20 protein-coding genes are annotated in these 21,054 nt (G+C 64.8%); 4 read left to right on the plus strand and 16 right to left on the minus strand.

Translation table 11 applies throughout. The features are described 5' to 3' along the window. Nucleotides 1-54: 54 nt before the first annotated feature. From mutY to ABFE16_00155, 8 genes are all read right to left on the minus strand, one after another. Nucleotides 55-1,179, minus strand: a complete 1,125-nt coding sequence (mutY, locus tag ABFE16_00120; protein MEN6343675.1) for an A/G-specific adenine glycosylase — start codon at nucleotides 1,177-1,179, stop codon at nucleotides 55-57. 11 nt (nucleotides 1,180-1,190) lie between these two features. Beyond that, on the minus strand, nucleotides 1,191-1,604 hold the full coding sequence (locus tag ABFE16_00125) for a hypothetical protein (protein MEN6343676.1): 414 nt from the start codon (nucleotides 1,602-1,604) through the stop codon (nucleotides 1,191-1,193). A gap of 144 nt (nucleotides 1,605-1,748) precedes the next feature. After that, entirely contained in the window at nucleotides 1,749-2,591 is an 843-nt protein-coding gene (gene nadC, locus ABFE16_00130; protein ID MEN6343677.1) for a carboxylating nicotinate-nucleotide diphosphorylase, read from the minus strand. After that, entirely contained in the window at nucleotides 2,588-2,944 is a 357-nt protein-coding gene (panD, locus tag ABFE16_00135; protein MEN6343678.1) for an aspartate 1-decarboxylase, read from the minus strand. The genes nadC and panD overlap by 4 nt, the downstream gene beginning before the upstream one ends. A 3-nt stretch (nucleotides 2,945-2,947) precedes the next feature. Further along, nucleotides 2,948-3,790 carry a pantoate--beta-alanine ligase gene (panC, locus tag ABFE16_00140; protein ID MEN6343679.1) on the minus strand — a complete coding sequence of 281 codons (843 nt, stop codon included), beginning with the start codon at nucleotides 3,788-3,790 and terminating at the stop codon, nucleotides 2,948-2,950. Nucleotides 3,791-3,923: 133 nt separating this feature from the next. Beyond that, on the minus strand, nucleotides 3,924-4,997 hold the full coding sequence (locus tag ABFE16_00145) for a DnaJ domain-containing protein (GenBank protein MEN6343680.1): 1,074 nt from the start codon (nucleotides 4,995-4,997) through the stop codon (nucleotides 3,924-3,926). 24 nt (nucleotides 4,998-5,021) lie between these two features. Next, nucleotides 5,022-6,026: a type II secretion system F family protein gene (locus ABFE16_00150; protein MEN6343681.1), complete on the minus strand. Its 1,005-nt coding sequence runs from the start codon at nucleotides 6,024-6,026 to the stop codon at nucleotides 5,022-5,024. A gap of 48 nt (nucleotides 6,027-6,074) precedes the next feature. Then, entirely contained in the window at nucleotides 6,075-7,028 is a 954-nt protein-coding gene (locus tag ABFE16_00155; GenBank protein MEN6343682.1) for a L,D-transpeptidase, read from the minus strand. Between the two features lie 227 nt (nucleotides 7,029-7,255). On the opposite strand from ABFE16_00155, the gene ABFE16_00160 reads away from it, so the two are divergent. Both ABFE16_00160 and ABFE16_00165 read left to right on the plus strand, forming a co-directional pair. Further along, nucleotides 7,256-8,041, plus strand: a complete 786-nt coding sequence (locus tag ABFE16_00160; GenBank protein MEN6343683.1) for an aldolase/citrate lyase family protein — start codon at nucleotides 7,256-7,258, stop codon at nucleotides 8,039-8,041. Nucleotides 8,042-8,138: 97 nt separating this feature from the next. Continuing rightward, nucleotides 8,139-9,116, plus strand: a complete 978-nt coding sequence (locus ABFE16_00165) for a phosphoglycerate dehydrogenase (GenBank protein MEN6343684.1) — start codon at nucleotides 8,139-8,141, stop codon at nucleotides 9,114-9,116. Between the two features lie 107 nt (nucleotides 9,117-9,223). On the opposite strand, the gene ABFE16_00170 is transcribed toward ABFE16_00165, so the two are convergent. The 5 genes from ABFE16_00170 to ABFE16_00190 form a co-directional block, all read right to left on the minus strand. Then, nucleotides 9,224-10,213, minus strand: a complete 990-nt coding sequence (locus tag ABFE16_00170) for a Gfo/Idh/MocA family oxidoreductase (GenBank protein ID MEN6343685.1) — start codon at nucleotides 10,211-10,213, stop codon at nucleotides 9,224-9,226. 49 nt (nucleotides 10,214-10,262) lie between these two features. Continuing rightward, nucleotides 10,263-11,951 (minus strand): alpha/beta fold hydrolase, encoded by a 1,689-nt coding sequence (locus tag ABFE16_00175; protein MEN6343686.1) that lies wholly within the window; start codon nucleotides 11,949-11,951, stop codon nucleotides 10,263-10,265. A gap of 158 nt (nucleotides 11,952-12,109) precedes the next feature. Beyond that, nucleotides 12,110-13,321, minus strand: a complete 1,212-nt coding sequence (locus ABFE16_00180; GenBank protein ID MEN6343687.1) for a hypothetical protein — start codon at nucleotides 13,319-13,321, stop codon at nucleotides 12,110-12,112. Between the two features lie 41 nt (nucleotides 13,322-13,362). After that, nucleotides 13,363-13,983, minus strand: a complete 621-nt coding sequence (locus ABFE16_00185; GenBank protein MEN6343688.1) for a hypothetical protein — start codon at nucleotides 13,981-13,983, stop codon at nucleotides 13,363-13,365. 93 nt (nucleotides 13,984-14,076) lie between these two features. Then, entirely contained in the window at nucleotides 14,077-14,841 is a 765-nt protein-coding gene (locus tag ABFE16_00190; protein MEN6343689.1) for a sugar phosphate isomerase/epimerase family protein, read from the minus strand. 168 nt (nucleotides 14,842-15,009) lie between these two features. On the opposite strand from ABFE16_00190, the gene ABFE16_00195 reads away from it, so the two are divergent. Continuing rightward, nucleotides 15,010-16,029, plus strand: coding sequence for a Gfo/Idh/MocA family oxidoreductase (locus ABFE16_00195; GenBank protein ID MEN6343690.1), 1,020 nt, complete (start codon nucleotides 15,010-15,012; stop codon nucleotides 16,027-16,029). 89 nt (nucleotides 16,030-16,118) lie between these two features. On the opposite strand, the gene ABFE16_00200 is transcribed toward ABFE16_00195, so the two are convergent. The 3 genes from ABFE16_00200 to ABFE16_00210 form a co-directional block, all read right to left on the minus strand. Beyond that, nucleotides 16,119-17,204 carry a carbohydrate ABC transporter permease gene (locus tag ABFE16_00200; protein ID MEN6343691.1) on the minus strand — a complete coding sequence of 362 codons (1,086 nt, stop codon included), beginning with the start codon at nucleotides 17,202-17,204 and terminating at the stop codon, nucleotides 16,119-16,121. A gap of 167 nt (nucleotides 17,205-17,371) precedes the next feature. Continuing rightward, on the minus strand, nucleotides 17,372-18,415 hold the full coding sequence (locus ABFE16_00205) for an NAD(P)-dependent oxidoreductase (GenBank protein MEN6343692.1): 1,044 nt from the start codon (nucleotides 18,413-18,415) through the stop codon (nucleotides 17,372-17,374). Between the two features lie 117 nt (nucleotides 18,416-18,532). Further along, a complete protein-coding gene (locus tag ABFE16_00210) occupies nucleotides 18,533-19,438 on the minus strand; it encodes a sugar ABC transporter permease (protein MEN6343693.1) in 906 nt (301 codons plus the stop codon). A gap of 264 nt (nucleotides 19,439-19,702) precedes the next feature. Here ABFE16_00210 and ABFE16_00215 point away from each other — a divergent pair, with 264 nt between their 5' ends. Then, complete coding sequence (locus ABFE16_00215; GenBank protein ID MEN6343694.1) at nucleotides 19,703-20,797, plus strand: hypothetical protein; 1,095 nt, start codon at nucleotides 19,703-19,705, stop codon at nucleotides 20,795-20,797. The last annotated feature ends 257 nt before the right edge of the window (nucleotides 20,798-21,054 follow it).

Raw genomic sequence — 21,054 nt, forward strand, 5'->3', positions numbered from 1 at the left:
GGTGACGAGACGCCCCAACACCCTCCCTGGGGCGTCTCGCGTTTCCGGTACAGGTTAGGCGACCCCGGCCTCTTTCACCCAGTCGGCGATCCGGCGATGTGGTGCACTGAAGGCATAGTCGCCGAAATCCTCTGCACGCACCCACCGGGCTTGCGCATAGCCCCTTACCCGCAGGTCCGTACCTTCCGCCGTCGCCTCGAACACCTCCAGCGTGATCGTGCGGTTCATGATCCCATGGGCGATCTGCAGGGCCCGACGCCCGACCGTGATTCGCAGTTCCAGACTCTCCTGCAGATGGGCCGCCAGCGCCGCCCGGGAGCGGCCCTGTGAGACCTCGACCTGCGGGAACTCCCACAGTCCTGCCCAGACGCCCCCGGTCGAGCGTTGAGCCAGGAGCACACCCTCCGTGCTTCGGACCAGCACCGCCGCACTTCGCACGCGCACGGTCTTCTCTCGGGACGGCAACTGGGGCAACTGCGCTTGTCGCCCCTCAGCTCTGGCGCGACACCAGTTGCTCACCGGGCACGCTTCACACCCCGGACTGCGCGGCGTGCACAGCGTCGAGCCCATCTCCATGAGGGCCTGGTTCACATCGCCCGGCGTGTCGCAGGTGACCAAGGCCGTCGCAACCTCACGGATCCGGGTCCTGGCCGGATTGCGCTTCGGCGCTTCCTCAATCCCAAACAGCCGACACAGCACTCGCTCGGCGTTGCCGTCGATGCAGGGGACCGGCTGGCCGAAGGCAAGGCTCAGGATCGCCCCGGCGGTGTAGTCGCCGATCCCCGGCAGAGCCCGCACCTGCTGCCAGGTGGCCGGGAACTGCCCGGCGTGCTCCTGGAGAATCTGCCGCGCGGCTGCATGCAGGTTCCGGGCTCGCGAGTAATACCCCAGTCCTGCCCAGAGCCGCAGGACCTCCTCCTCAGGTGCCTCGGCCAACTCGCGGACCGAGGGGAAACGTCGCAGGAAGGCGTCGTAGTAGGGCAGCACCGTCGCCACCCGGGTCTGCTGGAGCATGATCTCGGAGACCCAGATCGCGTAGGGGTCGCGGGTCCGGCGCCAGGGCATTTCGCGCTTGACCTCATGGAACCAGGCCAGCAGCGCCTCCCGCAGAACAACACAGAGACGCCCTTGCGGGGCGTCTCCACAGGTCATCTCGGTTGTGAGTTCGTCGTGCCTCATGGTACGGGCAATCAGCGACGTGGGTCGCGTGGCGTGCGAGTCGTCCCCGTGCGACGTGGCCGCGAGGGGATCGGAGGATCGGTGTCCGGAGCTCGCCTTCGAGCCGTTGGCCGAGCGACAGGCGCCGGCACGGCCGAAGCCCGACGTCGGGCGCGTACCGCCGGCTCCTGAGGCGGATACAGCTCGACGCGGTGACTGGTCAGTTGCGGCCGCGGCGCAGGTGCAGGCACGCTGGAAGTGACCCCGAACCGTAGCCCGCGCACGATCACCACCGACAGCAGGATGATGATCATGGACAGACAGGCTTCCGTCAGGGTCATGTCCGGATAAACGCCGAAAACCTTCGTCGCCAGCCAGCGCAGCAACTCGATACCCGGAAACACCAGGCCGATGCCCACGAGCAGTCCGACGATGGAACGAGCCATTGCGAAGCCCTCGGGGGTGCGATGTAGTGTGCGTACGTGCGTCGCAGGCAGCTCCGGGCCCTTTCGCCGGAACTCCTCAGGAATCCTCCGCCGCGATCCGGCCGTCTCCATGCCCCATACCCCTCACCCAGGCCCTCCAGACTTCTACAGGTGCCGCAACTCCAGGCTTATGTCGATCGACGGTGCCGAGTGTGTGAGCTTGCCCACGGAGATCAGGTCGACCCCCGTCTGAGCAATCGCCGCCACCGTCTCCAGACTCACGCCACCAGAGGCCTCTACAAGCGCCCTTCCGCCGACCTGCTCCACTGCCTGGCGCATCGTCGCGTCATCCATGTTATCGAGCATGATGATCTCGGCGCGGGCCTCAAGGGCCTCGGCGACCTCTGCCAGGTTCGTCGTCTCAACCTCAATCTTCACCGTGTGCGGCAGGCTCTGCCGCGCCTGGGCCACTGCCTTCCCGATGCCACCCGCTGCAACGATGTGATTGTCCTTGAGGATCACGCCGTCGTACAACGCATAGCGGTGGTTGGTGGCGCCACCGGCGCGAACTGCCGCTTTCTCCAGGAGGCGCAGGCCGGGGGTGGTCTTGCGCGTGTCCACGATCCGGGCCTTCGTACCTGCGACAGCCCCGACATACTGCCGGGTCAGCGTCGCCACGCCACAGAGACGCTGCAGGAAGTTGAGGGCCACACGCTCCGTGGTGAGTATCTGCGCGGCAGGTCCCGTGACCCGTGCCAGCAGCTCACCCTTCGCGAAAGCCTCACCCTCGCCTTTGAGCTCCTCCAGCACGCAGTCGCCCGCGGCCTGTCGGAAGCACTCCTTGACCACATACAGGCCGGAGAGGACGCCGTCCTGCTTCGCCAGGAACTCACCGACGCCTTGCACAGTGGAGGGCACACAGGCGGACGTCGTCAGATCGCCCGGGCCGATATCCTCAGCCAGGGCGCGACGCACGATCTTCTCCACCTCGGCCGCCGCTGGTGTCATTTGCTCTCCGCGATCCGGTTGTCCGAGCCCAAGACCGCGATCTGAGGGCGCACCCGTCGCGCTTCCTCGTCGGTCATCTGGGCATAGCACAGTACGTGCACAGTGTCACCCACAGCGGCGGTTCTCGCCGCCGGACCGTTAAGGCAGATCACGCCGCTCCCGCGCTCGCCGGGGATCACATAGGTCTCGATCCGGGAGCCGTTGTTGAGGTTGACGATCTGCACCAGTTCGTTCTCCAGGATGTCCACGGCATCCATGAGGTCCTGGTCGATCGTGATACTGCCGGCATAGAACAGCTCGGTCTGCGTGACCGTGGCCCCGTGGATCTTCGATTTGAGCATTGTCCTGAGCATGTCTCAGGCCTCGATCTTGATGTTGTCAATCAGGCGGGTGCTCCCCAGGTGCGCTGCAGCCGCGATCACCATTGGCGGCCCTGCCCAATGTGCCGGCTCCAGGGTATCGGGATGCACGGCCTTCACATACTGCAAGCGGAACAGGGGCTGCTCGCCCAGGGCTTCGGCGACAACTACCTCGGCCTGCGGCCCGGTGGCGCCGTGTCGGACGGCCTCAGCACCGGCCTTGAGTGCGGCCTGCAGGGCTGGTGCGACGGCCCTCTCCTCGGGCGAGAGGTAGCGATTGCGTGAACTGAGCGCCAGTCCGTCAGCCTCGCGGAGCGTTGGAACGCCGACGACACGCACCGTCAGGTTCAGATCCTGAACCATGCGGCGGATGACCTGGAGCTGCTGGTAGTCCTTCTCGCCGAAGTAGGCGCGGTCCGGCTGGACGATGTTGAAGAACTTCGTGCAGACCGTGGCGACGCCGGTGAAATGCCCGCGGCGGAACTCCCCGCACATCCCCTCACTGATCTCGGCCACCTGGACGGAGGTGAGCTGCTCCCGCGGGTACATCTCCTCCACCGTCGGAGCGAAGACCAGGTCGACACCCTCCGCCTGGGCCAACCGGGCGTCGGTCTCGAAATCGCGCGGATATGCCTGGTAGTCCTCACTCGGGCCGAACTGCAGCGGGTTCACAAAGAGGCTGACGATGACGATATCCTCATCGGCACGCGCCCGGCGCATCAGGCTCAGGTGTCCCTCGTGGAAAGCGCCCATCGTGGGAACCAGTCCGATGCTTTTGCCGTCGCTGCGTGCGCTGCGCACGAAAGTTCTGGTCTCTGCAATGCTGTCGGCGACTCGCATGGCTGCTTTTCAGCGTCCTGTAGCTACACGGTTTGCGCAAACGATGCCGCGCCGCTTTCCCCCGTCAGCAGCAAGCGCAGGGCACGTCTCCCCACCCACCGTTTTCTATTGTAACACAAAGCGCAACGCATGTTCAGCGCCACCACTCACGGGGGCTCACCATGCTGCCCAGAGCCCAGCCGGCCAGCGCCCATAGACATACCAGGTTTGCTCCCAGCCACCAGAAGGCGACGCTGCCGCCCATCCAGACCCAGACCAGACCGCACAACCCGAACACCGCGACCCAGAACCACGCAAGGGAGAGGCTCAGCCGCTCACCTAACAGGTCAGTGATCAGATGCACCAGGGCGGCCAGAAGCACCGTGACACAGGCGCTCGCCACCAACAGCAGCCATAGCGGAGAACTCACGCCGCCGCCGCTGACGCTGTAGCCCAGCTCCTGGTCGAAGGTCGCGATCCGCCCCGACCACGAGAGACCAATTCCCAGCGATAGAGCGGCCGCCATCGCCAGGGCCAGCTTTGGCCAGGACAGCCCAAGGACGGACGCAACCGGCTGCGTACCTGAACCGCCGAGCCACACCAGCCCCAGGACAACCACCAGCATACCGATCTCGACCGCGTGGTTCACCTGCACCGGCGGCGCAGTCCAGATCTCGCGCTTCCGCGTCGGTCTGGGGAAGGGCGGAGCCGAAGCTGCTGCAGAGGCCGCCTGTCGGAAGGGCTGAGGACCTATGCCTGCCAGCCGCTCGACCTCGCGGTACATCTCCCGGGCCAACTCCTGCAACCCTCGCGCCTCATACGCCTTCCCGAGCAGCTCATAGGCGGCGACGCAGTCCGGATCGCGCAGGAGGATGTCCGCGCAGACGAGCTGGACCTCTTCATACCGGCGCTGCCGCAGGAGTTGCTCGGCCTGCGCCAACATTGGCGGTATGGGACTGCGGTCGGGGTTGGCCCGATCGACCACTACCTGGAGCTCGGGCTCGACGCCGCCGAACTCGTCGCCCTCGACGACTTCCTGCCAGGTCTCCTCCATCAACCTTCGGTACGCCCGGCCAAGTTCCGCCGCGATCTCGTGAGCTCGCGCCGGGTCGTCGGAAACGTCCGGATGATGCCTGCGCAGCAACTGACGGTAGCGCTTCTTGATCTGCTTGCGCGAAGCGCCACGGGGAAGGCCCAGGATCTCATAGGGATCAAAGGCATCCCGCATCTGCGCACCCCTGGACTGTCACGGCTAAGGCACCAGGCTGTGAGCGTACCCCAGGTACATCTGGGCCAGGATGACGCACACCACGACCCCTGCGAGGACCACGCCGATCGGCACGATCGTCACAGCCAGCCGCCGGACCTGGGTCTCGGCCTCATCACCGAAGTGGTCCGCCGCTTTCGCCAGCATCGCGTCGATCTCGCCGCTCTGCTCGCCGGTCTGCAGAAAGCGAACCAGCAGCGAGTTGCGCAGCCGCGATTGCAGCAGCACCTCACTGAGGGTCCCACCTCTCTCTACGTAAGGGATGGCGGCGCGGAACAAGGCTGCAAGATGACGATTGCCGCAGGCGTCGGCGGATAGCTCGATCGCTTTGGGGTAGTGGACGCCCGCCGCGTAGAGGGCTGAGAGTGCTCGGGCAAACTTTGAGAGCGCCAGCCGCTGCACAATGCCGCCCACAAGTGGGAGCTGCAGCTTGGCGCCGTCGAAGAGGTCTCTGCCGGTCCGCGTCCCGGCCAGATGCTGGTACACGAGGTACACCGCCAGCACCGGGAGGCCGCCTACGAGGGCATACATGGTCAGCCCGCGCAGGGCTGTCATGACCCCGGCGGTTGCTCCCTTGGTGACACCGGCGACGATGCTGTTCGCGGCCAGGGGGATGAGCAGACAGGCGCACAGCAGTATCTTGGGGTAGAAGGTCTCGCGGGCCAGCATGCGCCGTAGCTCGAGCTCGCGCTCGAGGTAGGTCGCCACATCCCGCAGCATTTCCTCGAGCCGTCCGCCCTCCTCACCGGCCTCGATCAGGGCGGTCGTGAGCTCCGAGAAGACCGGCCCTTGCTCCCGCAGCGCCTCTGAGAGCTTCCTGCCGGCGCTCACCTTGGCCTTCGCAGCCTTGAGGAACCGTCGGAAGCCCTCCGACAGTGGCCGCTTCTCCAGCTCGTCGAGGCACTCCAACAGTGTCAACCCGGCGGCCACGAGGGTGGCCAACTCGCGGAAGACCAGAGCCTGTTCCCTGAGGGTAACTCGGCGAGCCAAGGGCATCCCCCGGGTGCGAAGTGGTGGGCAAGGGCGACCTGGCCCGAACTAGAAGATGTAGACCGGCGTGCCTACCGACACGACCTGGTACAGCGCATGAGCATCGGCATAGTGCTGACGCACGCAGCCATGCGAAGCAGGCGTTCCAAGCCGATAGTACAGGTTCGGCGAGGTCGCGTGGAGCCCGTGGCTGCCCGAAGCCGTGATCGCCAGCCACCAGGGCATCTTCACCTGGAACTGCTGGCTCATCGGGTTCTCGGCCTTGTTGAAGACCTTGCCCATGTGCCCGTAGCGAGCATCGTAGGACCCGGGCCTCATCGTCGGCGTGTAGTGGCCTGCCGCCGCCGTTGAGACGATGTGGGCCCGCTTGATCTCGCCGTCCACGAAGTAGTAGAGACGCTGCAGGCGCTTGCTTACCGCGATGCAGGTCTTGGGCAGCTTCTTGAACTCGCGGGGCAGGAGCGCGACCTTGCGCTCCGCCTCGGCCAACTGCTTGCCGTCGCCGTCGAAGGCCACGATGCTGAGGTAGATGGCGGTGCCGTCAACCCACGGCACCTTCCAGGTCGTCGAGCGGGTGTTGCCCCAGATCTTGCCTTCATTCAGGACGCCGTCGAACTCGCCCCGCGACTTCCCGCCGAGCTTGATCTTCTCACCGTGGTACTGGATCCGGACCGCGGCGACAGGGCCCGCGGTCTCCCACTTCAGCGTCATCGTGTCACCGTCGTACCAGGTCTGGTACGGCGCAGGGCTAAGCCAGGTCACTTTGGGCTTCGCCGTGACAACGGGCGGCTGCGGCTTGGGCGGCTCCGGTGGCTTGGGAGCAGGCGGCTGGTACTCGGGCGCCGGCGGCACCCCAGGGACCTTGTCATACACGTGCGACGGGCCCTCGGCATCGCGTGCCCCAGTACCCTCCTGGGCCAGCGCCAGGCCGCTCTCGACAACCATCAGGGCCAACACAACGAGGAGGGGCAAGGTGAACGGGAACATACGTCGGGACAACATGATCAGCTCTCTCGATTCCGCGGGGAAACCCCTGCAATCCTGATAGAAGGGAGTATACGCCACCGGTTCAGCCTTGTCTACGCCGGATTGCCCTCGCAAGAAGGCCTGCGTCCCTCGGGTGGCGAAGTGTCCAAAACCATCGCCACTACTGCATTGCTGCGGCTTGCGGAGGTCCACTTTCGCCCCCCCACAGGTCGTTGCCGAGAGCTACAAGAGGGAGATCACCAATGACACGCGCAGAGGCCAAAGCGCGACTTCGGTCGGGTAAGGCACTAATCGGTACCATGTTCATGGAGGTGGCCTCACCGGGCACCTGCCACATGATCAAGGAAGCCGGCTATGACTTCGTCATCTTTGACACCGAGCATTCCTGGTACGGTGTCGAGACCATCGCGGGGTTCATCCGCAACGCCCGCGACATCGGTCTGCTGGTCATCGTCCGCGGACCGGGTTTCCAGGGCCAGTGGCCGGCACGTTACCTCGATCTGGGCGCCGACGGAATGGTCTTCCCACACGTCGACAACGCCGAGCAGGCTGCCGACATCATCCGTCAGGTCAAGTACCCGCCCGTCGGTGAGCGTGGAATGGCCAACAACATCGCCCACGACGAGTACCTCGCCAAGCCCATGACCCCCTTCACGACGGCGGCCAATGAGGATATCCTGGTGATCGCGCAGATCGAGACCGCCATGGGCTACCGGAACCGCGAAGGGATCCTCTCCACGCCGGGAGTGGACGCTGTCTTCATTGGCCCCAATGACCTGTCCTTGAGCATGGGTTTCCCAGGGCAACTGGATCACCCCGAGGTCGTTCAGGCCATGCAGGACATCCTCGACTGCGCCGCTGCTCACAAGGTCGCGCCGGGGCTGCACGGGTTCACCGTCGAGAAGACCATGACCTGGCTCGAGAAGGGCGCACGCTTCGTGTGCCATCGTGCCGACGTGAGCCTGATTGTTGATGGCAGCAAGCAGGACCTGGCCCAGATCCGGCAGCATCCCGCCTGCCGATCCTAGCAGAGCACCAAGTCGCCACCGCAGGGCATGCCGTGAGGAAGGCTGCCCGCCGGGCGGCCTTCACCTTCCTACCCGTGAGGCACTGGAGTCGATTGCCATGAGGATCTACAACGTCGCCGCAATCTACAATGACCCAGAAGTTCGCCAGCCGCTGCTGGACGCCGGATTCGAGCTCGTCGATGCTGCCGCCCCGCCACAGGGCGAAGAGGGTCTGATCGCCTCTTTGCAGGGCTTCGACGCCGCCATCGCCAACTCAGAGCGCTACAACGACCACGTGTTCGAGGCTTGCCCGCAGCTCAAGCTCGTGGCCCGCTGGGGAGTCGGCTATGATGCCGTCGACCTTGCCGCCGCTACCCGCAACGGCGTCATGGTCAGCAACACGCCGCGGGTCATCACCGATGCCGTGGCAGACCTCGCCTTCATGCTCCTGCTCGGACTGGCTCGTCGTTCGCGCGAGGGGGATGCCAGAGTCCGCGCCGGTGGCTGGGGAAGCCTCGTCGGTGCACCCGTCGGTGGTGCGACCATCGGCATCGTCGGCCTGGGCACCATCGGCACCTGCGCTGCTCGTCGGGCGCATGGCTTCGGTATGCGCATCCTCGGCTACGATCCGGTGGAGAAGCCGGAGCTGGTGGAGGAGTTCGGCGTTGAGTACGTTGACCTCGACACGCTCCTGGCTGAGAGCGACTTCGTCACGCTGCACTGCAACGCCACGCCGGACAACCGCAACATGATCAGCACGCGCGAGCTCGGCCTCATGAAGCCGACCGCCTTCCTGATCAACTGCGGTCGCGGGTCCCTGGTCGATCAGGCCGCGCTGGTCGAGGCGCTTCAGAACCACACCATCGCCGGAGCCGGCCTGGACGTCTATGCCAAGGAGCCGCCCGATCCGGCCGACCCGCTGCTGAGTCTCGACAACTGCCTGCTTATGCCCCACACGGCCACCATGGACCGCGCCACGATCCGCAAGGTGAGTGTCTCCGTCACCAGCACCCTCCTGGAGGCACTACAGGGCAAGCAGCCCAAATGCCTGGTCAACCCGGAGGTCTGGGGCAAGCAGCGACCGATCAGCTGCTGAGGGCAATCGCCAAACCTGCACGAATCGAAAGGGCCGCGGGAACTCCCGCGGCCCTTATCATGACTGTTACTCGATGCAAGGCCGACTGTCGGCAGAGCGCAGCAGGCTCACAGGGCGACAGTGACGCCTTCGCGAACCGCCTTCTTCATGGCCAGGCACAGGGCGATGGACTTCGCTGCATCGCGCCCGGTGATCAGCGGCTGCTTGCCCGTCTCTATGCAGTCGATGAAGTGGCTGATCTCCCGCACGAAATCGGCTGATCCCGCTTCACCGCTGTAATCGAAGGTCACGGTCTGCGGCTTCTGCTCCGCGCGATAGGTGTAGGTCAGCTCGCTGGGCCGGTCGAAGCCGCCGTGCCAGCGTGCCACAGCCTTCTCGCATCCCACGAAGAGGTCTTCGTCCGCCACACACCACTCCGAAGCGGTACCCAGTTCCACTGAGCCGATGCAGCCGTTCTCGAACTCCAGCAGCCCGAGCGCAACATCCACCTGCGGAGCGCGGTCCTTGACGAAGAGGTTGCCGCCGAGGCCACGGACGGACTTGATCTCGCCGACCATGAACCGCAGCGAATCGAAGCAGTGTACGGAGTTCTCCAGGATCGGGCCGCCGCCGTCGTCTTCGCGCCAGAACCAGTCCTTCGGCACCTGCCCCGGCTGGTAGCGGTAGTTGATCATGAAGGGGCGGCCGAAGTCGCCGGCAAGGTGCTCACGCAGGAAGTTGACGGCAGGAGCGAACCGCTTCTTCTGCGCCACCATCAGGACCACGCCGGCCTTCTCGCAGGCCTCGGTCAGCGCCAGGCACTGCTCGACCGTCGGCGCCATCGGCTTCTCGCACAGAACATGGATGCCCCGCTCAGCCAGCGCGCTCCCCAGTGGCAGATGCGTCTTCGGATTCGTGCACAGGCACACGGCCTCGGGCCGCGTCTCCTCGACCATCTGCTCCCAGTCACCGAAAGCGCGAGTCTGGGCAGCCTCGGCGATCTGTGAGGCCAGTTCGAGGTTGAGGTCGCACACCCCGACCAGTTCGGCCTGCGGCATCTTGTGCAGCACTTCGGCGTGAACTCGTCCGATTCCAAGACCGATCACGGCGAGCTTCATTGCGTGCCCCTCCCGGTGACTGGACACGGCCATGTTCCGTGTCCCTGGTCTACTGCGCTCGCGCAACAGGCACCCTGACGCTGGTGCCGTCGCCCTTCCGCCAGGTGATCTTGCCGCCCAACTGCTCAGCCGCCGGCCGGAGTTGCACGAAGAGCAACTCGCCGAGCTTCTGCGCAGGGAGCTGTGCTTCCTTCCCATTCAGGCCCAGCGCGACCTTGCCGGCGTCGACGTCATGCGTGATCTGGGCGCCAAGCAGTCCCGCGAGTTGGTAGGCCTCGGTCTGCACCGGACCCGCATACGGTCGCGGCACGTCCAGCGCATAGGCGCGATTGTTGATCACCACGCGGGACAGTGAGTGAACCGGTGTGCTGAGCATCGAACCGTCAGCAAAGTGCACGGTGGCGAAGGCGTAGGCGACCTGGCTGGGAAGGGCGAACTCGCCCGACCACCAGCACTTGCCCGCATCGGCGTCGCAGCGCACCGTCTGCCACCGTCGATTCGTCCATCCCACATTCCCGACCCCTCCGTAGCAGATGTCAGCGCCCGTAACCGGGACCTGGCCGCCCGGAAGCACGAACATACGGACTCCGCGCTCTGTGGCCGCGACTCGCAAGCCGTTCAGCATGGGTGGCCGTAGCGGTTTGCCCAGCAGTTGCGCCCTGAGCCAGCAGTAGTAGGCCTCCTTCGCCTGCGGGTTGATCTTGTGGTCGAGATTCGGCAGCAGCAGCAACTGCGGTGTGGGCCGGATGTTGCTCTGCGTCCGGAGGAATTGCTCCAAGTAGTAGCAGTTGTCGTTGGTCCCCGTCACTCCGAGCACGGGTACCGTGATGTCCTGCACGTAGCGTGAGGAGTCGAAATTGGCTTCCCAGGTGTCGAAGTCCCGGCGCGGCAGCTTCATGAAGTAGTCATACCAGGTCGAGCCGTCCCGCAGGTACCCGGCGCCGAACAGATCCACAAAGCACTTCACGCGCTTGTCCAGGCTGGTGGTGATCAACCCAGTGGCCCCTCCCCAGGAGACACCGACCAGGCCAATCCGCCCGGCGTCGACCTCCGGCCGCGAGCACAGGAAGGTGATCGAGCGCATCTGGGAGAGAACCGCGTTGTACAGGTAGTTGTCGGTGATCTGCGGGTTGGTGGTGAAGATCTGCTCCACCGTCATGTCGGGGCCGGTGGAGCGTGAGTACCGCTCACGCTGCAGACCCTTGCCGGGCAGGTCGATGGACAGCGAGGCAAAGCCGGCCGCGCCGGCCTCAATCACACGGTCGAGGGTCGCGTAGCCGCCGCCGCCATGAACCAGGAGCAGAGCAGGGCGCTTGCCGCCCATACTCGCGGGGTAGCCGTAGAAGCCGAAGATCCGCACCGGCTTGCCCTGCCACTGATGGGAGGTGAACCGGATCGTGTAGCAGTTGATCTTCTGCCCGCCTCGGTACACCGTGCGCAGAGGCTTCATCTCAAGCTGCAGGCCTGCACTGGGCTTCCAGCCGTTGTCGATCAGGGCTCGGAGAGCGGGCTTGACCGTCCGGACCGGAGCAGGCGAGTGGAGAAGACTGGCGGTGCCGATCTCATGTGCCAGGACCTTCGCGGAGGCGGCGTCCACAGGAAGACGAGTGATGGCAGGCGCCGTCGGAGCGTTCCGCAGTGACGCCTCGGGACGTGAGCATCCGGCAACCAGGAACACGGCAAGCAACAGGATCGGCAAGTGACGGCAGCGATGTGAGGCAACGACGACGGGCTTCATTATCAGTCTCCAAACAACAGGAAAAAGTGAGCCACTGCACCGCTTCGGGACTTCAGCGGGCGGCACAGTGACAGGCGGGATTGTACATGGCGCTTGCGGGGCTGACAAGGAGATAGTCCTCGCGGGGATAGGCCCGGCAGGCGGGAACACCTGGCGGATCAGGGCGCCATACGGCGCGCTGCATCGTTGACTTGCGCCAGCAACTGCTGAGTCGTCTGTGGAGACAGTTGGATGTTGTACTGGCGCTGAACCTGCTGGAGCCCGCCAACCGCGTCCTGGTAGTTGCGCGCAGTCTCCAGGACCCGAACCAGAGCACGCTGTGCGCCGACGGGGATCGCCGGGCTGCGGTGTCCGACGCGCTCGATGCGGTCGGCGGCCTCGCGCCCGTTCCGGGACTGGGTGATGAGGGCCAGGATCTCCGCATGACCAAGCCCGGCGCCACCGGGGATCATCGCCGCTCCCTGGGTGGCAAGGGCCGTCTGCATGATCGGCCAGAACTCGGGATCCTGGTACTCAGGTCGCCGCAGCAGTTGTCCGATCTGCCCCAGGGCTCGGTTCAACTGGCCCTGCTCCGTGGCAGCCGCTTGCTGGACAATCCGCTGAGCCTGCTGAGGCGTAAACATCGGCGCCCGCTGGCGCGCCGGTCGAGGTGCAGGCGACGGTGCAGGAGAAGGCGCCGGTGACCGAGACGGCGCAGGCCTTGGAGCTGGAGCCGCCGAGGGTGCCGGCGACGGACTCGGCGAAGGCGACGGTGACGAAGACGGCGCCGGTGCAGGAGATGGTGTCGGCTGCGGCGACGGACTGGGCGAAGGCTGCTGAGCAGGCGTCTGGGCGGGCTGGGCCGCCTGCTGTGGGTTGTCACTCGTGGCCGGTGGCGTCGCCGTCGTCGTCGGGCTCGCAGGTGACTGGGTCTGCTCGGGATTCTGGATCGCCGGGTTCGCCGGCTGGTTCTGAGCGGTGAGGTTGCTCCACCAACTCGACTGCGAGTTCTGCTGGTTCGTCTGGGTGCTTGCGACGACGTTCTCCGGCTGCGTTCCTGCCTGCGGAGTGCCGGAGCTGCGGGGCCGTGAGAACGCCACGGCGAGACCGATGGCGATTACCGCCATCAGCGTGGCACCCGCCACGATGCGCACCGGCCAGGGAGACTTGACGACTGGCTGAGTCGGCATGGCCCCGGGAACCACTCCGGGGTCTGCCGTCTGCGGCACGAAGGAAGGCCCCGCACCGTTGCTATTGTCTGCCGCCGGTGCGGTTGCCTCCTGGGTCGGCACCGCCGAGGTCTGGCCGTCGTCGTACTCAGGCCCCAGTATCCCCAGGGACGACCGCGCTTGATCCCCGACACCACGCCGCGGAGGCAGTTTGCGTGCCATGCTTGATATGCTCCCTCATCGGCTGCCGCCGGAATTGTTCTCTAGCGGAACAGCCGGTACCGCTCAGGCGCCAGACCGGCGTCCGCAAGCAGCCTCGCCGCGGACTGGAAGATATCGGCCGGTGTGAAACGTCCCTGACTTGCTGCGCTCTGGCCGTTCACATAGGCCAGGACAACGGAGTGCCCTCGCGGCGGATCATTGGCGATGGCCCACACCGCTACCTGGATCGCGGGCCTTGGCGCAACCCCGAGCGGTGCCGAATCCGCCAGCAGCGCCATGTCCGGATTCGGGCACGGGAAGGCCACCATGACTTCCTTCTCGGTGGGCGCCGCAAGGTTCAGGTTGGTGCAGGCGGTAGGAATCCACACCTGCGAGAACCGCCGGCCAGACAGGTTCACGGAGTTCGAGCCCAGGCTCGACTGCCCCTGGAATCCAGGCTGTTGCGCCCAGAACTGCGTGCCGGGCGCAACATAGACACTGCTCGGGCCGCCCTCACCGCGCTCGATCATCCCGCTGACGCCCAGATCCCCGCCGCCCACGAACTGTGCATAGATCTGCCCGGTTCGCAGGCCCTCCACCAACTCCACGGGGGGCGCCAGCACCTCCGCACAGGCAGTCAGCGCGAGAACCGCTGCCGCTACTATCATCAACACGCGAACCATTCCAATCGCCTCCTCAACCAGTGCCAACAGGTCAGCGTGAAGCAGCCTACAAGGGCTTAGACGCCCGGCGGCCGGGTTTTGTGCCGTGTCGCCCTAGGCGTTGGCGACCATCTCACGCCACAGCCTGGCGTAGAGGCCAATGACCCTCACCGGGTCCGTGCTCGCGCCGCACTCCAGGGACATGAAGCCCCCGTAGCCGTCGCGCTTGAGCATCCCGAACAGTGCCTTGTACGGGTAGTCGCTCTCCAGGTCGTGCATGTGGAAGTGCCGCAGGTGCTTGCGAACCGGCGTGTAGAACTCCGAGATCGTCCCGAACTTCATCTCGCGCGGGTCGCAGTTGTGTACGATGCCTACGCGCGGATGGTCAGCAAGCTCCACGGCATCCAGCGTGTACTTCCACCAGTAGAAGTCACCGTGCATCTCCAGGCAGACATCAACGCCGCGCGGCGCGGCATGCTCCGCGATCTCCCGCAGGGCGGCGCCGACATTCTCAACCACTTGCTGCTTGTCTGCTCCGGCCGGGAAGGCGTTGCCGAAGACACGAATCCGCGGGGCTCCGCAGTCGGCAGCAAGATCGCAGTACTGCTTGGCCCGGTCGATCTCGGCCTGTCGCTTGGTCGCGTCAAGGTCCTCGAACCGGCAGCCCGTCGCCAGGCAGGCGAAGGGCACATAGGCGTCCTCAAAGCGCTTCTTCACGTCGGCCCGCTGCTCGGGCGTGAGTTCGAGCTCCACACCGTGCTTGTGCCCTTGCTCGGCCCGCAGCTCCAGGCCGTCGATTCCGGTCTTGCGCACCACGTCGAGCAACTCGTCCAGAGTCATGTCCTTGCCAAGTAGATAGGTCAGCAGACTCAGCTTCATGATTCCCTCCGGCAGGTCTCCGTCACACGTTAGTTTCCGGCACATGCGGCACTTGCTCCACACCTTCGCCTGCCGTCACGCTCATTCCTTCCACAAGACCGGCAGGATGATCGCCCCTGCGAGAGGAAGTGCTCCGCCGCAAGGCCGTCATCCAGGGAGGGGACCCAAATGGCAGAACCGATTCGCTTAGGCATCCTCGGTCTGAGCATGGGCTACAGCCGTGCCAAGATCGCTAAGGACTACCCCAACGCCGTCATCGGTTGTGTATGCAGCCTTAACGCCGACCGCGCCGAGACCGTGGCCAAAGAGTTCGACTGCGCCTGGACCACCAGCTACGAGGAGATGCTGCAGCGTGACGATCTGGACGTGATTGGTGTCTGGACCGCCAGCGGCCACCACTGCCTTCACGCACGCATGGCCCTCGAAGCCGGCTTCAATGCCCTCACCACCAAGCCGATGGACATCCGCGTCGAGGCCTGCAAAGAGGCGATTGCCGCCGCCGAGAAGGCCGGCAAGACCCTCGCCGTCGACTTCGGCCTGCGCTATCAGCCGAAGGTGCGGAAGGTCAGGAAGGCGCTCGCCGGAGGGGCCATCGGCAAACTGCTCCTCGCCGACGTGCTGATGAAGTGGATGCGGCCGCAGGACTACTACGACGGTGGCGAGCCCAAGGGCTGGCGCAGTCGGCTGGAGACCGAAGGCGGCTCCATCGCCAACCAGGGCGTCCACATGGTCGACGAGCTCTACTGGCTGATGGGGCCGGTCCAGCGGATCGAGTACGGACGCTTCGGCACCCGGGCACACGACATCGAGTCGGAGGACATGTGCCTGGGGTCGCTGACCTTCCAGAATGGCGCCTGGGGGATGATCGAGACCACCACCAGCGCCTTCCCCGACCGTGGCACGCGCATCGAGATCAACGGCACGGAAGGCTCCGTCTACCTGCGTGGCGATGAGGATATCGTCATCAAGCGCCACGATGGCGAGGAGGTCTCGCTGGAGGACATCACTCTTGATCCCGACTGGCCCCAGCACTGCTTCGACGACATGTACCGGGTGATCCGCCTCGGGAAGACGCCGGCCTGTCCCGGCATCGAGGGAATGCGGAGCGTGGAGATCTTCACCGGGGTCTACGAGGCAGCACGCACCGGCGAGGCAGTCGAGCTGAACCAGCCACCGGCGACCTGCTGAGGCCTGTTCGGCTCACTCAGTTGCCTCGCTAGACGAACTACAGAACTTGTGGAAGAGGGCCGTCCGGTCGCTAGGGACGGCCCTTTCGCTTACCCCTTGAGGCCCGTCATCTGGATGCCCTTCACGAAGTACCTCTGCCCGAAGATGAAGATCAGCAGGACCGGCACCATGACCATCACCGAGGCCGCCATCAGCAGCGTCCAGTCGGTGCTGTAGCGTCCCATGAAGGTGTGAAGGCCCAGCATCAGCGGCTTGCGCTGGTCCGAGTCAATCATGATCAGGGGCCACATGAAGTTGTTCCAGCTCTGCAGGAAGGTGAAGGTGGTCAGCGTCGCCAGCGCCGGCTTCGACAACGGGATGATGACATGGCGGTACACGCCCCACTGCCCGCAGCCGTCGATCCGCGCAGCGTCCTCCAGCTCGTGAGGAATCGTGATGAAGAACTGGCGCAGCATGAAGGTCCCGTAGGCCGAGAACATCGCCGGGAGGATCAGCGCAGCGTAAGTGTCGTAGAGTCGCGCCAGGTTGAACAGCGCGAAGACCGGGATCATCGTCACAACGAAGGGAACCATCAGCGTTCCCAGGTAGCCCAGGAACAGCACGTCGCGACCGGGGAACTTCAGCCGCGCGAAGGCATAGGCAGCCAGGCTGGAGGTGAACACCTGACCCAGGGTCGCCACCCCTGCAATGAGGAGGCTGTTGAGGTAGAACGCCATGAAGGCGTTCTCGATCGGGAAGCCGTCACTGTGCAAGGGCTTGGTCTGGAAGGTCATCCCGAGGAGCCGGAAGCGGTAGGCCGGCACATCGAAGCTCAGCCAGTTGTCCTCCAGCTTCAGCGCCTTCCAGGCCGCCGGGTAGTTACTCCACTGGACATGCAGCTTGCGCACCGGCGTCAGTGAGGCCACCTGCCGGTCGCCCTGCTTCACGTAGAGCGGCAGCTTCCTCTCCTGCCCGGTGCTCAGAACCCTGACGACGGCCGTCCCCTGCTCATTGCGCACATGGGCGACCTGCGTCTCCTGGCCGTCGACGAGCGCTGTGAAGACGGACTGGCGCTCGCCGGTCTTCGGGTCGGTCACGGTCACACTCTGCCGGGGCACGAACTCCGGCGGGGTGACGTAGACCTCCCCCGGATCCTTGAGGCTCGTTGCCACCATCCACACCAGCGGCAAGACCATCGTGACCCCACCCACCGACAGGGCCACCAAGACAAGCGCCCGCCGGAGGAAGAGGCGGCGCTGACGCTGCGTAGCTATACTGGTATTGCGATCCGGGTGAGAAGTCACGAGTTTCGAGTTCCAGGTCTGGGATGCAAGTCGACTCTGGCCGACCAGAGTTCCTCGGGCTAGTGCAGGATCTTCTTGAAGACCTTCAGGATGCCCTGATTCCACGCCACGCGGTGAGTGATCCCAGTCGCGCCGTCAGACTCCGCCTTGTGGTCCAGGTACCACTGGTAGGAGCGGATGAGCGCCTCGGCGTTGCTGAACTGCGGCTGCCAACCGAGGACGGACTTGGCCTTGTCGATGGACACGAAGCTGTCGGTGTCGGCGGTGCCATAGACCCACTTGTACAGCGGCGAAAGGTGCAGCGCTTCGGCCAGCGCCAGACCGGGCTTGACCAGCCATGCCGGGGTGCCCATGACACGCGCTCCATTGCCCGCATATTCACACAGCGCGCCGACGTCCTCCAGGACCGTGCCAAAGCGCTCGGCGCCCACATTGAAGATGCCGTTGGCCTTCTCCGGCGGCAAGGTCGCGCACAGGTAGATGGCCGAGCACAGGTCCTCAACCTCCAGCAACTCGTAGCGGTTGCTGCCGTTGCCGATGACCGGGATCTTGCAGCCGCTCTCGACCCAATCGTACAGGATCTGGAAGACGCCCAGGCGGCCGGTGCCGATGAAGGTCTTGGGGCGGATGGTTGGGACGCACTGTCCACCTTCGCGTGCCTCGTTGCAGAGGTGCTCCGCCTGGACCTTGCTCTCGCCGTAAGGTCCGACGCCGATCATCGGATGGTCCTCCAGCAGCGGGTGTATCTTCGGCACCCCGTAGACCGCCGTCGAGGAGATGTAGACCACCCGGGGAATGCCCAGCTCACGGGCTGCTGCCAAAACGTTGCGCGTGCCGTCCACGTTCACCGAGAAGATGTCCTTCGGCTTCCACAGGGGCAGGGCGGCTGCCGCGTGGATGATGCAGGATACGTCGTACTGCTTCAGCGCATCCCGCAAGAGCACGTAGTCGCGAACATCGACACTGATGTACTTGGTGTCCTGCGGGTAGTCCGCCGGCACATGCGAGGCGATGTCCAGAAGAACGCTGGACTCACCCCTCTCGCCGAAGTAGTTCGCCACGTGGAACCCGAGAAAACCCGATCCACCCGTGATGGCAATCATCCTGTTGTTGCCTCCCTGTCCTTGATTCTTGTACCCCGGCAGGCCGAAGAGCCGTCCTCGTCTCTCACACCCACTGATAGCCGCTACCGGCCCCAGACGCATACCGCAGCCGGGGCGTCAGTTCATCTCAATAGCCGATCCACCGCGCTTCCACTCCAGCACGGTAAAGACCATGATGACCGCGAACAGCACCATCGCCAGCGCACAGGCATACCCCATGTTGTGCCACACGAAGGCGTGCTGGTAGATGTAGTACAAGAGCGTCGTTGTACTATCGGCGGGCCCACCGTGAGTCATGATGTGGATATGGGTGAAGTGGCCCTGGAAGCCGGAGATGATCGAAGTCACCAGAATGAAGAAGGTTGTCGGCGCGAGCATCGGCCAGGTGATGTACCGCAGACGCGTCCACCAGCCGGCTCCGTCAATGTCGGCCGCCTCGTAGAGCTCCTGCGGGACGTTCTGCAGCCCGGCAAGGTACAACACACAGTTGTACCCGCCGACGCCGACCCACAGTCCCATGATGATAAGCGCCGGTTTCGCCCACATCGGATCGCTCAGCCAGTTCGGCGCATGCTGGAAGCCCACCATCGTCAGTATCTGGTTGATGAGGCCCTCGTCGGGGTTGTACAGCCACCGCCACAGAACCGCGACCGCCGCCGAGGAGCAGATCGTGGGGATGAAGAACACGGTCCGGAACAGCACTATCCCGCGCACCTTCTCATTCATCAGCAGGGCGCAGAAGAACGAGAGCACCATCCCGATCGGCACACCCAGCATCAGGTAGGCCGTGTTGTACATGCAATACCAGAAGGGACCGTCGTTGGCCACGGTCGCTCCGGTTGCGGCGTCCTGATGGAAGCCCAGGATGCTCACGTAGTTGCGCAGGGCGTTCCAGTGGATGCCCTCCCAGCTTTCAATCGCCCGCCATCGGCAAAAGGACAGGGCCAGGGCAGCGACCACCGGGAGCGCCGTGAACACCAGAAAGCCCAGGATGTTGGGCAGCAGGAAAGCATACGCCGTCATCCACTCTCGCCTCTTGAGGCGGTTGGCGTGTCGGCGCAGCTTCAGGGCATGCGAACTTGGGGACGTCTGTTCAGACATGAGATATCCACGATCGGAGATCGGAAGGTTCGGGCCCCGGGGACCCGGCGCCTATTATACTACCATCCTCCGGGGCGTCCAGTCACGGGGTCACCCTCCCGGGGCCTGTCCTTGCAGGTCGCGAACTGACTGGTGCCGAACCTCTCGCCGGTTGGCTTTGTCTCACTCACCTTCGGAGGCGCACTGATGCTGCGGATCCACGAACCCTTTCACGGCGCAGTCCTGAACTCCCATCACGGGCGCATTGAGAACGGCGCTCTGCATCTTCGTGTCACCGGTGATTGCCCCAAGTACGGCGCGGTCACGGTGAACGGCGTACCGGCTCGCATCGACCACGGACGCTTCGAGGCCGATATCCCCCTGACCGAGCGCGAGAACGATATCGTCGCGGTCTACGACGGCAGCTACGGCCACCAGCAGCATGCGGTCCGCGTGCTGTGGGATCAGCACTCCTTCCCGCGCTACCGTTTCTCCATTGACGACAACAGCTTCTTCCTGCGCGATATCGCCCGGAACAACTATGACTCGATCTGGGACTGCTTCTACCTGGACATCCTCCGCACGCTGAACCGCGAGTATGGCACCAAGTTCACGCTGAACCTCTACTTCGATTGCCAGGAGGAGTTCGGGCAGCCGCAGTTCCTCCTGCCCGACTTCCCGGATCGCTACCGCAGCGAGTGGGAAGCCTGTGCCGACTGGCTCGGCTTGACCTTCCATGCCTACGCAAACCGGCCCGACCGCCCCTATCAGTACGCGGCGCCGCAGAAGCTCATGTCCGACATGGCGATGGTCGAGGAGCAGATCCTCCGCTTCGCCGGTCCGCAGACCCTGATCCTGCCCACGGTCATTCACTGGGGCATCGTGATCCCGGAGGCACTGCCCTCGCTGTACGAGCACGGTGTGAGGGCCCTCTCGGGCTACTTCACGCCCAGCAGCCGCGGCTACGAAGTCCACTACTGGCTCGACGAGGCCCGCAGCGAGTACCTATGGGCCCATGACGCCATGATGCATTGGGAAACCGGCCTGGCCTTCTCCCACATCGACATGATCTGCAACAGCGTGCCCATCGAGAACATCGTTCCGAAGCTGGAGGCCACGGCCGCCGACCCGAACCATGCCGAGATCATGGACCTGTTCACCCACGAGCAGTACTTCTGGAAGTTCTACTCCAACTACATCCCGGACCACGCCCAGCGCCTGGACATCGCGATTCGCTGGGTAACCGATCACGGCTACAAGCCGGTGTTCTTCCACAAGGACTTCCTCGGCGCACCGGCCTAGGTCGCGCCTCGCATACTTGATGCCACACCCAAAGGGCTGCACGGCTGATGCTGTGCAGCCCTCTCGATTCGTGGCGAGCTACAGCCCCTACCCCTGCAAACTTCGTGCCTCTGTGGCGCAGTCGAGGGTTGTGCTATACTACGCACCGGCAGCCCGGTCCCTTGGGGCCGGTCGGTTGAGAGCTGCCTGTCACTTGGTCGTAGCCTTCCCTCGCCAGACCTCTGGGCTTGAGCCCTGCGTGTTCTCCCGGGACAGGC

Source organism: Armatimonadia bacterium (assembly GCA_039679385.1).
Taxonomy (GTDB): Bacteria; Armatimonadota; Zipacnadia; order Zipacnadales; family JABUFB01; genus JAJFTQ01.